Below are 15237 nucleotides of genomic sequence, written 5' to 3' on the forward strand. Positions count from 1 at the left end.
CTTATCATACTGACGGAGGAAGGATGACAAACTATAGTAACTTGGAACCTGAAACAAAAAAACTAAACTCCAATCAAGTCACTCAACTCGTCAAAACTATTAAAGAGAATCGCTCCTTCGTTTTCTAAGTCTTCGTTATTATAATTATTAGCAAAACCATACACTTTAAAGCCTCCGCTCACTCCAGCTTTAACTCCTGCCTTGCTGTCTTCTACAACAATACAGTCTTTGACATCAAAGCCCATTTCTTTTGCGGCATGCAAAAAAATTCCGGGTTCCGGTTTCCAGCTTTTTATTTGGTAGGAGCTGAATATTTTACCTTCAAATTTATCGAGTAAGCCAGCTACTTCAAGATTTAATCGGATTTTATCAACCGGGCCGCTTGATGCTACACAATACGGGATTTTTAATTTTTCTATAAATGCAAGAATACCTTCCATTGGTTTTACCTGTGTTTTGAATGCCTCGAAGCTTTTTTCGCGATATTCATTCTCAAAACTATCCGGAAGTTTTTTATCGATTGCCGTTTCTATATGCTGAAAACATTCTTTTAAATTACGACCGTTAAAATCGCGATATGCATCTTCGATTTTCATTTCGAAACCATGTTCCGCAGCCATCGCAAGCAGAATTCCGTTACCTATTTTTTCTGTATCTACAAGAACGCCATCACAATCGAAAATAATACATTTAACTTCCATACTTTATAATTACATTTTTTTAATTACCCTCTGGAGAGGGAATGTAAATTACAAAAATATTTTATAAAAGTGATCGGGATTTAAAGTGAAGCTGAAATTTTTGATACGATTTGAATTATAAAGTCGGCCTGAGCAGGGTTTATTTTTTTTAGCGCTTCTGCCGCTTGAAACCATTCGGCTTTATCAATTTCGGGAAAGCTTTTCATACTTCCTGATTTTGGAGGCCATTCGATTTCGAATTCATTGCTTTTTAACAAAGTAACATCAATATCAAATTCTACGGCCCAGGCAAAAACTGTTTTTCCTGATTTAAGTTTAACCGATTCAAGTGCTATAAAATCACCATCTACTTCAAAACCCGTTTCTTCATGAAACTCACGTTTTGCAGCTTCAAGTGGATCTTCATCAACTGTAAATTCACCTTTAGGAATAGACCAGCTTTCCAAATCTTTATTTTTCCAAAATGGCCCACCCGGATGCACCAGTAAAAAATAAACAGTGCAATCGATAAATTTGTAAAGTAATATGCCGGCGCTTTGTTTCATATCTTTAAATATTATACCTAAAGATAAGATATAATTACCAACTATATTTCAAAATTAATCTGGCGTTAAATGGAGTTCCTGCGGTAAAATGAATTTCCTCTACCGGATCAGTTTCGTTTGCCAATCTGGTTTCTGTCAAAAACTGTGTTTCTTTCCATTTAGTATCGAAAATGTTGTCAATATTCAATCCGATAGAAATCTTTTTAATTTGATAATTTACTGAAAAATCAGTGATACAATATCCTTTTGCAACCACAGAGTTATCTTCATTTGCCGGTCGGTCGCCTAAAAACCTTGTTCTTAAACTTCCTGAAAAACCATATAAATCTTTAACAGAAATTCCATTCATTAAAGTATGAACCGGTGCCAGTGGCAAATAGTCATTTCCTTTAGGTTCATCCATAGAACGTGCATGTGTATACGTATAATCAGTGTTCCAAAATAACCAATTCGTAAGCTGGTATCTAAATCCAAAATCAAATCCTTTTCGCTCTGTTTGCCCACTTGGCTCAACAACAGCTTCATCTCCAACGTATACAAATTCTTGTGCCAGATATAAATACCAAATAGCCGAATTAACAATCATTCTTGGAAAAGGCTTCCAGTTAATTCCAAGATCTCCTCCATACGTTTCCGGGAGAATTTCCTGTCCTTTTTGAGCCACTACAACGCGGGTATCGTTACTGTGGAATCCTTTTCCTAACTTTAAGAAATACTGTATAGTATTATTCTCCGTATACAAAAAATTTAATTTCGGACTAACAATAGCCTTAGTTTGTGTTTGGTTTGTATAGGCTGGCGCCAATTGATCTTCGTATCCAAATTTGAAATAATCTAAGCGAACACCGGAATTAATCAACCACTTTCCTGACGTAAAATCAAAGCTCGTGTAAGTAAAAAGATTAGTCTGATTTACATTCCCTAAACTCAAATAATCCAGCACCGTTTTTCTGTTTACAGTATGCGATAATTCGACATCTTTATTATTGTCATTTCTGAGTCCGGCTCCTAATTTAAAGAACCATTTATCACTCAATTTGTTGTTGTACTCTGACTGAAAACCAACAATTGTTCTGTTTTCTTTTTGTTTTATTTGATCACCATTTACAGGATCATTTAGAAAAAAAGTAAAATTTGAATATAGTTCAAAATCGTACTTACTTAAAAAAGCATTGTTTTTAATGTGCGAATGCTCATCAATTTTAGAATCATATTGAAGATTAAAATTAGTTCTTGCTGTATTTCCGCCTTCGTTTGGATCAATTGCACCATAATGAGAAATCGTTCCATCATTTACAGCTCGATCCGGAATCTGTCCGCTGGCATCCCATTGGCTTGTAAAATGAGATAAGGAAACTGCCACTTTATCTCCGTTATTTACTTTAGCAGTATACTTTGCAAATAAATTGATTCGGTTAAAATTTTGCGGCGCATCAAAATAACCATCCGTCATCATGTATTCTCCTGCAAAATAAGCCGATTGATTTTCGGTATGCAATAAGTTGAACAAAGCAACGGTTCTAAAAGTATCGAACTGTCCCGCTTCAAATGAAACGGCATTGTTAGTTAAAACCTCTTTTGTATTAAAACCAATATAACCTGCTGTTGTAAAATCACCTTTATCGGCAAAATAAGAACCTTTGTCAAAATCAATTTTATCGACCGTTTCCGGAATTACAAAATGCAAATCGGCATAACCCTGACCGTGCGCATGAGATACCATATTAACAGGCATTCCGTCCACAGTAACGTTGATATCTGTTCCGTGATCGCAATCAAATCCACGAAGAAAGATCTGCTCTGCTTTTCCTCCACCTGCATGCTGACCAATAAATAAACCCGGAACTTTTCGCATTAGATCCTGAGAGTTTGAAATAGGCTGAATTTCAAAATCTATTTTAGAAATCGTGTTTAAATACTTCAGACTATTTGTAATGGTAACTTCTTCCAGTAAAAATGGTTTTTCCTCTAAAATAATAGAGAGCGTTTCAGTGTTTGAAACCTTACTATTTTTACTAACATAACCTTGCTTCGTGACACGCAGACTATCTTCAGGCTTGGTATTTTCCAGAACAAATTTTCCGCTTATATCACTATGAGCATGTACTTTTGAAATGAAATTATAAATCATTACATCATTTAGTGGTTTTCCGTTTAGGTCTGTAACTATGCCATTTACGGATTGTGCTTTTACAGAAAATGACATTATAAAAATTCCAATTACAAATAGTAGTCTCATCTTTTTTTGAGGAATAGCTTAAAATTAAAAGCCGCAAAAATAGCGCAACTACAGCAAGAAAACCAATGGATTCAAGTTAAATATTGCACTGTCTTATACTAAACGAACTTTTTAAACTCTATTCTGATTTTCAGTTCTGTACGTATTTATACTCTTTATGTATTTTTATTTAAGATTTGATTTGTACTTTAGTCTTTCATTAAATCTGACGTAATCAGGAAATAAACCATCAAAATTTTGAAAAAACATCTTTTATTAGCCACAATTCTGGCAAGTAGTTTTGCCGTTCATTCTCAGAATAAAATCGTAAGGGTAACCAATACATTAAATATTGACCGGGAATTTGAAACAGTCGAAGTCACAAAAAAAGCGCTTGGATTATCTTCCTCAGATAAACTTGAAAACTATGTTGTGAAAGAAGTTACTTCGCCAGCATTTTTAGAAACACAAACTGTTGACACTGATGGTGACGGAAATGCTGATTTACTTTTATTTCAACCCAAAATTCAGGCTTCTTCCCGTCAGGAATACGAAGTGTTTGTAGGTACAAATCCATCGGCATCAAAAACAGTAAGTTGCTATTCGAGATTTGTTCCCGAAAGAACAGACGATTATGCGTGGGAAAATAATAAAGTGGCTTTTAGAACTTATGGTCCTGTAGCTCAAAAAATGGTAGAAGATAAAATTCCGGGCGGAACTTTAACCAGCGGAATTGATGCCTGGTTAAAAAGAGTGGAATATCCTATTATTAATAAATGGTATGAAAAAACAGTTTCGGGAGCCGGATCTTATCATAAAGATACTGGTGAAGGTTTAGATAATTTTGCCGTTGGTGATAGCCGTGGAATTGGCGGAATTGCCGTAAACATTGATGGGAAATACTATTTCTCGAAGAACTTTATCAGCTGGAAAACCATTACAACCGGACCAATCAGAACCAGTTTTATTTTGACCTATGCCGATTGGGATGCAAAGGGAAATAAAATAACTGAATCAAAACTGATTAGTCTTGACTATGGAAATTATTTATCACGTTTTGAAATTTCGATTAAAGGTGCCAAAACAATTGCTGCCGGATTAACCCTTCACGACAAAAAAGGAACTATAACCACAAACTTTAAGCAAAGTTGGATGAGTCATTGGGAACCACTTGATGATTCAGAAATTGGAACAGGATTAGTTGCTCCGGAAGATACTGTGATCAGTTTTACCAACTATGTAACCAACGATAAAGACCTAAGTAATTTATACGCAAACTTAAAAGTAGAAGATAACAAAGTAGTTTATTATGCTGGTTTTGGATGGAAAAAAGGAAGTCCGTTTCAAACAAAAGCAGAATGGGAAAAGTATTTAAGTTCTTTTTCTAAAAAGATAGATAATCCTCTTGAGGTTAAGGTGAAGTAATGGTTTATTTCACGCAGATTTTGGCAGATTTAAGCAGATAGGCGCAGATTTTATTTATCAAATTTCAGATTAAAATAAAAAATCATTTTTAATCTGCTTAAATCTGTCAAAATCTGTGTGAAACCCTTTTTCTTATTTTCTGGCAGGAAAGTAATTCTCTTTCAGAATAATTTCTAAGGGAATATAATGCCTGCTTTCTACTTTTTCCTGTAAAACCAATTTTTTATACAAATGATTAACCGCCATATAACCTTGTTCTTCTGGTCTTTGGTTAATCAGGAAATCAATTATTCCTTTATTTAGATATTCTATATTTTCTTTTAATAAATCGTAACCAATAATACGGACACCTTTAATATTGTTTTGCTCTAAAAATCGCGCTACAATATAAGCTCTGGAATTGGGCACAAAAACGCTGTTTATTTCCGAAAACATATCTAAAGAAAGCTGATCGATTCCGGAGTCCTTAATGGTAACTTCTGAGAATTTAAAATTAGTAAGCTCACTACGATCTTTAAAGAAGGAATAAAAACCATCAATGCGCTGCAAGTAAACCGAAGTACTTTCTATTTCACGGGTAATCTTAAAAATCAGAACCTGTCTTTCGTTATTTACGGCAAAACTAATCAATCTTCCTGCCAGATACCCGCTCTGAAAAGCATCTTGTCCAACATAGGCATGTTCTTCATCACTTGAAATATTCGAATCGATCATAACAACCGGAATATTCTTCTTTTCATATTCCTTTAAAAAACGAACAGATTCTTCGTAAAAAATGGGTGCAAATAACAAGCCGTCACAATCAAAATTCAAGACTTTTTCGACAGCTTCCTTAAAAGAAGCAGTATTAAAATCGTAGAAAAAATAATCCAGCACGACACCGAATTTACCGAACTCAACTGCCGCTTTTTCTATTCCGGTAATTTGGCTTTTCCAATATTCGATGCTTTCGTATTTAGGTAAAAAAACTGCGAATCGGAATTTCTTATTTAAAGCCAGATTGCTCGCCAGGATATTTCTTTTGTATCCGTATTCTTCAATAATAGCATTCACTTTATCTACATTTTCCTGCGCCACCTGACCACGTTTGTGGATGATTCTGTCAACAGTTCCTGGTGAAACATTGGCTAATTCCGCTATTTTTTTTATTGTTATGATATTCTTACTTTTTAAGTTAAAACTATTTTGAAACCGCGTAAAATTATTTTTTTTAGGTAAAGATAAGTTGTTTTACTTAACTTTTTATATACATTTGTAAAAGCCCGTGTGCGTACACGCAAAATTACACAATTTAAACAAAAAACAATAATTGTTTGTCTTTTAAAATAAATAGCCACACAAAAAAACCAATCGAAAATTTAAAATATGATTATAGATGTTTTAAGTAATGCCGCAAAATATTGTGGCTTACATTCAAATTTCAAAAAAGCATTTGATTATTTAAGTCAAAATGACTTGCTAAATCTTGAAGATGGTGCTTTTGAAATTGGAGAAGGATTAAAAGTAATTGTAATTTCAGGAGAAGGAACATCTAGAGAAGAAAGCATAAAAGGTTTTGAATGCCATGATCAGAATATTGATATCCAGATTTCATTAAAAGGTCCTGAAACTTTTGCCTGGAAACCGAGAGAAAAATGTGTGAGTCCAAATGGTGAATACAGCGACGAAAGAGATGTTCGCTTTTTTCATGACAAACCAGACATGTATTTTGAATTGCAGGAAGGACAATTTGCCATTTTATTTCCAACAGATGTTCACGCTGCCATGATTGGTGAAGGGATGTTGAAGAAAATTGTAATCAAGGTCAAAATTTAAAAAAAGAAATTCCAATTTTTGAAATTGCTTCGCCTGAAATTTGAGACTACAGGTGCTTAAAAAATATAAATAATAAAACTTACAAATGAATTCAATATTTAATCTTGAAGGAAAAATTGCTCTTATAACCGGTGGTGCTGGTGTATTGGGGAGCAATTTTGCAAACGTATTGGCCAAACAGGGCGTAATCGTCGGAATTGTGTCGCAATCTATTGAAAAAGCCAATAAAACGGTCGCTGCTATAGAAAACAATGGCGGAAAGGCTTTTGCTGTACAAGCCAATGTTTTGAAAAAAGAAGAACTTGAAAAAGTAAAAGATTTTATCGTAGAAAAATACGGTCGCCTTGATATTTTGATCAACGCTGCGGGAGGAAATATGCCGGGAGCAACGATACAACCTGATCAGGCTGTTTATGATATGAAAACAAATGACCTGCAACAAGTAGTAGATTTAAATATCATTGGAACGATGCTCCCAACACAGGTTTTCTCTGAACTTTTTGCAAAACAAAAAGAAGGGAATGTGATCAATATATCCTCAACATCGGCACAAAGGCCTTTAACACGAGTAGTTGGTTATTCGGCAGCAAAAGCGGCGATTGACAATTTTACTAAATGGATGTCGGTTGAACTGGCTTCAAAATATGGAGAGGGAATTCGTGTGAATGCCATTTCACCAGGCTTTTTTATTGGAGAACAAAACAGGGCTTTATTGTTGAAGCCGGATGGTAACTTAACACCAAGAGGTGAAAAAATAATCGATCATACGCCTATGGGAAGATTTGGAAAACCAGAAGATATTGACGGTGCACTTTTATTTTTATGCAGTGACATGTCCAAATTCGTGACAGGAACCATTATAATTGTAGACGGTGGATTTGCCGCTACAAGTATTTAAAATTGAATTAGCTGGAAATGTTCTTATGAAAATGAGTGCCCTAGCCCCGATAGTAGTGGAAATCCTTTTGTGTCCGCCGCGGCGGACACAAAAGATTACTTCACTTAATTTTTATTTTAATCGGAGTTCAGTGAACTTCGTTTGCAACGGATAGCGGGAACTAGCTCCTGAAAAAAATAATAAATACCTACAACGTTTCGAAAACCTTGCAGGACAAAAAACGAATAAAATGGAACAAACATTAAGATGGTTCGGACCAAATGATCCGGTTTCTTTAAAAGATATTAAGCAGACCGGCGCTACCGGAATTGTTACTGCATTACACCATATATCAAACGGACAAATATGGGAAATTGAAGAAATTATTAAACGAAAAGTCGAAATTGAGCATGAAAACGGTGATCCGAAAAAAGGGGCTTCTGGTTTGACATGGTCCGTTGTAGAAAGTATTCCGGTTCACGAAGACATTAAAAAACAAACTGGGAATTATCTTCAATACATTGAAAATTATAAAGAAAGCATTCGAAACCTGGCGTTGTGCGGCATTAAATGTGTTTGCTATAACTTCATGCCAGTTCTGGATTGGTCAAGAACTGATTTATCTTATGAAGTCGAAGACGGATCAAAAGCTTTGCGTTTTGATATTAATGCTTTTGCTGCTTTTGAATTGTTTATTTTGAAAAGACCGGGAGCGGAAAAAGAATACTCGTCAATACAAATCGAAAAGGCCACAAAATACTTTCAAGCCATGACAGAGGCTGATAAAGTAAAATTACAACAGAACATTCTGGCAGGACTTCCGGGTGCTGAAGAAGCCTATTCTGTAGAAGATTTTCTGGTGACTTTGAGCGCTTACAATCATATTGACAGACAAGCTTTAAAGAAAAATCTTTTCTTCTTTTTAAAGGAAATTATTCCGGTTGCCGAAAGTAAAGGTGTTTTAATGGCGATTCACCCAGACGATCCGCCCTACCCGATTTTAGGTTTACCAAGAGTCGTGAGTACAGAAGAAGATTTGATTGAATTAATGAATGTCGCTCCGTCTCCATCAAACGGATTCACCATGTGTACGGGTTCATACGGCGTAAGAGCTGATAATGATTTACCGGGAATTGTAAGACGTCACGGTGATAAAATGAATTTTATTCACCTAAGAAGTACACAACGCGATGCAGAAGGTAGTTTCTATGAAGCCAACCATTTGGAAGGCGATGTTGACATGTACGAAGTGGTGAAAGCAATTATTGAAGTCGAAAAAAGAAATAACAGCCAATTGCCAATGCGTCCGGATCACGGTCACCAAATGCTCGATGATTTGAAGAAAAAGACAAATCCGGGTTATTCAGCAATCGGCCGTTTGAGAGGTCTAGCCGAATTACGAGGGCTTGAAATGGGAATTAAAAGAACTGTCTAAGTTTTTTGCCACGAAGGCACTAAGGCGCAAAGTTTTTTTTTCACGCAGATTTTAAAAAGATTTAAGCAGATGTGCGCAGATTTTTTTTGCCACAGCTTATTTAAATTAAATCTGCTATAATCTTTTTAAAATCTGCGTGAAATAATCTTTTTAATCTTTTAATCTGTGGCATTTAATAAACTTTGCGCCTTAGTGCCTTCGTGGCAAATGGCAAATAGCAAACCAAAACCTAACTAACCAAAATAACCACAAAACCATGAAGCGTCAAACCATTATTATTTGTTTCAGTCTTTTTATAAATAGTATTTTAATGGCGCAACAAACACCAAAAATACTAACCGATTCAAAGGCAAATTATCTCCCTGATTTTAGTTACGCGGGCTATCATTTCGGCGAAAGCCAAATTCCTGTATCTGATGGAAAAGTTGTAAATGCGACAGATTTTGGCGTAAAAGCAAATGACAATTTAGACGATTCAAAAGCTTTATTGAAAGCCATAAAAGCGGCAAATTCTACAGAAGGAAATGTAGTTTTACAATTGCCTGCAGGCCGAATTATTCTGAGTGATATTTTATACATCGAAAGAAGCAATTTTGTACTTCGGGGCGCCGGTTCTAATGAAAACGGAACCGAGATTTATTGCCCAAGACCGATGATGTATCTTAAAGATCCGGAATCGCTTGCAGAACTTCGTGAATATTTAACCACTTTTGATAAAAGACAGCGCGAAACCGAAAATAATATCGATTTGCCTTTTTCTCAATATGCCTGGTCCGGCGGTTTTATCTGGACGCAGATTCCTGGAGAACGTGTGAAATCTTATTTAGACAAGTACGAACCTACTCCAAATATTTTGGCGAAAGTCAGCTCCGGAAAGATAGGCGAACACATCATCAATGTGTCTGATGTAAAGGGATTGAAAGTTGGTGATGTTGTAGAGCTTCAATTATTCAATAAAGACGGAGAAAATGGCGAAATCATTCAGGATTTATACAAAGGTGCTAAAGTAAAACCAGGCTCTCATCATTGGAAATTTCCAAAATTACCAATTGTGAGACAACAAGTTGAAATCACTAAAATTTCAAACTCAAAAATTACCATCAAAACGCCTTTGACCATTGCAATAAAACCGAGTTATCAGGCGCAATTGGTGGAATGGAAACATTTAAACGAAGTGGGAATTGAACACATTCGCTTTACTTTTCCGGACATTCCGAGAGTAGCACATCATGTTGAACCGGGAAATAATGCGATCTTTTTAACCCGTCTTTTCAATAGTTGGGTTAAGGATATTGTGATTACAAATTCAGACAGCGGAATTCTGGCCGAAGAAGATGCCAATGTTACGATTCAGGATATTGTAACCGATGGACCACATATGGCACATTATACCGTAACGTTAGGTGGCGTACATAATATATTGGTAAAGAATCTTAAAATTTATAATAAAACAGTTCACCCGTTGAGCTTCAATACGTTTGCTACAAAAAATGTATATCAGAATTGTGAGATTTTTGCAGATGCTTTATTAGATCAGCATTCGGGTGCAAATCATCAAAATTTATTTGATCATATTATGGTTCATATCAATCCGGATAAGAACAATAGTTATTTGTTATTTGGCGGTGGCGGTGCCGATTACTGGAAACCATCACACGGGCCTTTCAGCACGTTTTGGAATCTTAATATTCAGGTTGAAAAAACATTTGACAGCACAAAGCCGGTTTTATTATACGGTATGAAAGATGGGCCTTTTGCGAGAATCATTGGCGTCAACGGTAACGCAAAATTCGAGGTAAAATACGAACCTGATGCCTATATTGAATTTTTAAATACATCGCTGGACAAAGTGCTGTCGCTGTATGATTATCAATTGCAAAGGCGCTTGAAATAAAATATTCTTGCCACAGATTTCACAGATTAAAAGGATTTTTAAAATAATCTTTTAGCCACGAATTCACGAATTTTTAAATATCTATGCGCAATCATTCGTGAATTCGTGGCTATTTTTTGAATATACTAATCTTTTTAATCTGTGAAATCAGTGGCAAAAAAAAACTCATTTTATAATTTGAATGTTATGAAATACAAAATAGCTTTTCTGGTTTTATTATTTATTTCCGGGAATGTATTTTCTCAAAATAAATATCGTCTCAAAAACATTTCTACGACTGACGGGCTTTCGCAGAGTTCTGTCATTGCTATTCATCAGGATAAATTTGGGCAAATGTGGTTTGGTACACGTGATGGACTGAATAAATATGATGGCAGCCGGTTTACGATTTTTAGAAATGATATTTCGGATAAATCTTCTATCAGTAACAATGATATTCTAGCAATTGAAGAAGACAATTCAGGGAAGATTTGGGTTGGGACATATAACGGGCTGAATTGTTATAATCCTGTCACCAATACTTTTACAAGATATCTGCACACCAAAAACAATCATTCCATAAGTGGAAACGCGATTTGGAGCATCAAAGAAATTGGCGATGAAATGTGGTTTGGAACATCTAAAGGATTGACGATTTACAATAAAAAAACAGGGCAATTTAACTCCACTTTCCATTCGGATACGGATAATACAACGCTTCCAAGCAATAATATACTAAGTATTTTAAAAAGTAAAAAAGGCCAAATCTGGATTGGTACAACAAAAGGTTTATGTGTTTTGATAAGTAGAAAAAACGGAAAGTTTTCTTTTAAAAATTATCCTTTAAACACAACGGATTTATTGACTGTTCAGGCACTTACTGAAGATCGTTACAACGACATCTGGGTTAGCACAAAAAACAAAGGACTTTTAAAATTTAATCCATCATCAAACAAATTTATCTCTTTTTTACCTGCTGAAAAATACAGTGAGCTCAGTACAGACATTCGTGCTTTGACTATTGACAAACAAGGTTCTTTATGGATTGGTGCTTACGACGGAATTTACATTTTAGGAGAAGACAAAAGCATTCAAAAAATAAATAACAGCAACAACAGCAACGGAATCGATAAGGTAAAATCAGTTTTTTTGGATCAAAAAGGATCGGTTTGGATTGGCTGTTATTATAAAGGCGTGAATATTTGGGATGTCTCGAATGTGAACTTTTCGAATTACAATCAGAATTCTAAAAAGATTCCGATGAGTTTTGATGTGGTAAGTGCTATAATTGCAGATAAAAATAAAAACATTTATTTTGGAACGGAAGGCGGTGGAATCACGATTTATAATCCAAATACCGAAGCAACCAGTTATATCAACAGTAAAAGTGGCCAAACGACTAAAAACGACATTAAATCGATGTGCCTTGCCGAAGATCATATTTTGTGGATTGGGACTTTTTCTAAAGGAATCACGGCTTACAATATCATTTCTAAAAAAATTGAAGACAACAGAATTTCATCCGAACTAAATACTTTATTGAAAGAAACCGGTGTTTATTCTATCAAAACAGAAGGGAATGGAATTTTATGGATTGGTACATTTAATAAAGGATTGATTCGGTATAATACGATTTCAAAAACTTTTCAGATTATTGGAAATGATAATACAAAGTCTGATTTTCTAACGAATAATATCGTCAGAACAATTTTAATTGACAAACAAAAAAGACTTTGGATTGGAACGCAAAATGGGCTAAATCTTATTGGGCTTCAAAATTTCCAGCCTATTAAATATGCTATAAAACATTTCTTTTTTGATGCTTCTGCTTTGGCTGGCGACGATATTTTGACTTTGTTTCAGGATTCTCAAAATAAAATTTGGGTGGGAACAAAAGCAAAAGGATTGCATTATTTTGATGGAAAGAAATTTAACCGAATCAATCTTAAAATTGGAAATACGGTTATCACATCAATTCATTCTATTTTGGAAGATGATGATAAAAACCTTTGGATCAGTACCAATCAGGGCATAATAAAATATAGTACAACGAGAAAAACGATTGTAATCTACGATCAAAAAGACGGTTTGGCGAGCAATGAATTCAATGATAATTCGGCCTTAAAATTAGATGGTAATAAATTTTATTTCGGAAGTCCATCCGGAGCAACTTATTTTGATGCCCGAAAAATTTCCCTCAACCAATATGTCCCTCAGGTTTTAATTACCGGTTTGAAAATCAAAAATGAAACGATTAATCCTCAGGATTCAACAGCAATTTTGGAGAAAAGTATCGGCTACACCAAAACCATCACTTTGGATTATGACAAAGCTAATTTCTCCATCAATTTTGCGATTCCAAATTACATTCGGTCAAAAAATAACCAATACAGTTACCGATTGACCGGACTGGAAAATAACTGGACCGTCACCAAAAATACCGAAGCTATGTATGCCATTCAGAATCCCGGAACTTATGTTTTTGAAGTTCGGGGTGCTAACAATGACGGCGTTTGGAATAAAGTTCCCACTACCCTGACTGTTGTTATAAATCCGGCTCCGTGGCGCAGTATCTGGGCCTTTTTATTGTACGGAATTATAATTGGTTCTGCCTTATACGGTTTAATATGGATCATGAAATCGAAAGCCAGATTGAAACAAAAACTCGAACTGGAGTATTTAGAAACCAAACGTATTGAAGAAAACAACAGGGCAAAACTGGATTTCTTTACTAATATTTCTCATGAATTTAGAACACCTTTAACTTTGATTTTAGGACCATTACAACAGATTTTATCCAATTATAACGGAACCAATGAAATGTACAAAAAGTTGCTGGTAATTGAAGGAAGTGCCAATCATCTTTTGAGTCTGATTAACCGTTTAATGGATTTTAGAAAACTCGAAAACGATCAGGTGAAACTGGAATCGGCCAATGGAAATATTGTCAAATTCACCAAAGAAATCTTTTTGTCTTTTATCGAATACGCCAAAGATGGCGGTTACGATTATACTTTTGAAACTTCTGAAGAAGAAATTCTGGTGTATTTTGACCGCTATAAACTGGAACGTGTTTTTTATAATTTGATTTCTAATGCCTTTCGTTATACACCAAAAGGTGGTACGATCAATATCAAAATCAATCATGATCATGAAAATCTTTTTATTGCCGTAGAAGATTCAGGAGCCGGAATTGCCGAGGAACATATTGACAAAATTTTCGATTTGTTTTTTGAAGTTCCGTTACACAACAACGTTCAGAAAAACTATAATAAAGGAACCGGAATTGGATTGTCAATTGTAAAGAATATCGTCAAACTTCATAAAGGAAATATTGATGTAACGAATAAAGAAACAGGGGGCGTTGTTTTTAAAGTTACACTTCCACTGGGTCGCGCCCATCTTGCAGACGATGAAATTATAGAGGATTTTAAAATCAGTGATGATATCGTTCAATATACTACGCAACTAGAAACCGGAGCAATAACAGAACCGGAAGACATTGAAGATTTTGTTGTAAATGCTGAAAAACAAACTATTCTTATTGTAGAAGATCACAAGGTTTTGCGAACCTTTATGAAAAATTTACTCAAAAAAGAATACAATATTATTGAGGCCGAAAATGGTAAAATTGCTTTTGAAAAGGCATTACAATTTGTTCCGAATTTAATTATTAGTGACGTTATTATGCCAGAAATGGTAGGAACAGAACTATGTTCTAAAATAAAAGAAAATCTAAAAACGAGTCATATTCCGGTCATATTACTGACTTCCAGATCTTCACTGGTTTATAAATTCGAAGGACTCGAAAGCGGTGCCGATGATTACATTAGTAAACCTTTTAATTTGATGGAATTCAAACTTCGTGTTAAGAATCTTTTGAATTCAACTGAAAGACTGAAGAACAAATTCACCAGTGAAGACAGTTTCGTTCCGTCAGAAATTACGGTTTCTTCTTTGGATGAAGAATTACTCAAAAAGGCGTTCAAAATTGTGGAAGAAAACATTTCAAACGAACAATTTGACATTCCGTTTTTCTGTTCCGAATTAGGGGTTAGCCGAACCATGTTATTCTTAAAAGTAAAAGCGTGGACGAATTATACGCCAAACGAATTTATTCACGAAATACGATTAAAACGTGCCGCTCAATTATTAGAACAAAACAAATTGAATGTTTCTGAAGTGAGTTATAAAGTAGGTTTTAATAATCCCAAATACTTCAGCAAATGTTTCCAGAAAAAGTACGGGGAAACTCCGTCGCAATTTGCTGACAAATTTTCTAAGTCCGTTGATGTATTTTAGAAAATCCGCATATTTAAAGGCTTAAAAAAGGGGTATCTGTATTTTT

General features: G+C 34.9%; 10 protein-coding genes. 6 read left to right on the top strand and 4 right to left on the bottom strand.

From position 1 onward, the window contains the following. Positions 1 to 62: 62 nt before the first annotated feature. From IRZ99_RS07970 to IRZ99_RS07980, 3 genes are all read right to left on the bottom strand, one after another. Positions 63 to 701 (bottom strand): HAD family phosphatase, encoded by a 639-nt coding sequence (locus tag IRZ99_RS07970; RefSeq protein ID WP_194656766.1) that lies wholly within the window; start codon positions 699 to 701, stop codon positions 63 to 65. A gap of 80 nt (positions 702 to 781) precedes the next feature. Further along, positions 782 to 1246, bottom strand: a complete 465-nt coding sequence (locus IRZ99_RS07975; RefSeq protein ID WP_194656767.1) for an NUDIX domain-containing protein — start codon at positions 1244 to 1246, stop codon at positions 782 to 784. Positions 1247 to 1280: 34 nt separating this feature from the next. Continuing rightward, positions 1281 to 3485, bottom strand: coding sequence for a TonB-dependent receptor (locus IRZ99_RS07980; protein ID WP_194656768.1), 2205 nt, complete (start codon positions 3483 to 3485; stop codon positions 1281 to 1283). 237 nt (positions 3486 to 3722) lie between these two features. On the opposite strand from IRZ99_RS07980, the gene IRZ99_RS07985 reads away from it, so the two are divergent. Beyond that, entirely contained in the window at positions 3723 to 4889 is a 1167-nt protein-coding gene (locus IRZ99_RS07985) for a DUF4861 family protein (protein ID WP_194656769.1), read from the top strand. Between the two features lie 132 nt (positions 4890 to 5021). Here IRZ99_RS07985 and IRZ99_RS07990 read toward each other — a convergent pair whose 3' ends face one another. Further along, the gene (locus IRZ99_RS07990; RefSeq protein WP_370527659.1) at positions 5022 to 6047 is read right to left on the bottom strand and encodes a substrate-binding domain-containing protein; all 1026 of its coding nucleotides are present in this window, start codon (positions 6045 to 6047) and stop codon (positions 5022 to 5024) included. Between the two features lie 207 nt (positions 6048 to 6254). Here IRZ99_RS07990 and IRZ99_RS07995 point away from each other — a divergent pair, with 207 nt between their 5' ends. From IRZ99_RS07995 to IRZ99_RS08015, 5 genes are all read left to right on the top strand, one after another. Beyond that, the gene (locus tag IRZ99_RS07995; RefSeq protein ID WP_194656770.1) at positions 6255 to 6704 is read left to right on the top strand and encodes a YhcH/YjgK/YiaL family protein; all 450 of its coding nucleotides are present in this window, start codon (positions 6255 to 6257) and stop codon (positions 6702 to 6704) included. Between the two features lie 85 nt (positions 6705 to 6789). Continuing rightward, positions 6790 to 7602, top strand: a complete 813-nt coding sequence (locus IRZ99_RS08000; protein ID WP_194656771.1) for an SDR family oxidoreductase — start codon at positions 6790 to 6792, stop codon at positions 7600 to 7602. A 229-nt stretch (positions 7603 to 7831) separates the two neighbouring features. After that, complete coding sequence (gene uxuA, locus IRZ99_RS08005; RefSeq protein ID WP_194656772.1) at positions 7832 to 9016, top strand: mannonate dehydratase; 1185 nt, start codon at positions 7832 to 7834, stop codon at positions 9014 to 9016. A gap of 256 nt (positions 9017 to 9272) precedes the next feature. Next, a complete protein-coding gene (locus IRZ99_RS08010; protein WP_194656773.1) occupies positions 9273 to 10910 on the top strand; it encodes a glycosyl hydrolase family 28-related protein in 1638 nt (545 codons plus the stop codon). Between the two features lie 186 nt (positions 10911 to 11096). After that, a complete protein-coding gene (locus IRZ99_RS08015; protein ID WP_194656774.1) occupies positions 11097 to 15191 on the top strand; it encodes a two-component regulator propeller domain-containing protein in 4095 nt (1364 codons plus the stop codon). Positions 15192 to 15237: the final 46 nt, after the last annotated feature.

The organism is Flavobacterium sp. LC2016-12, assembly GCF_015351595.1.
In the GTDB taxonomy this organism is placed as follows: domain Bacteria; phylum Bacteroidota; class Bacteroidia; order Flavobacteriales; family Flavobacteriaceae; genus Flavobacterium.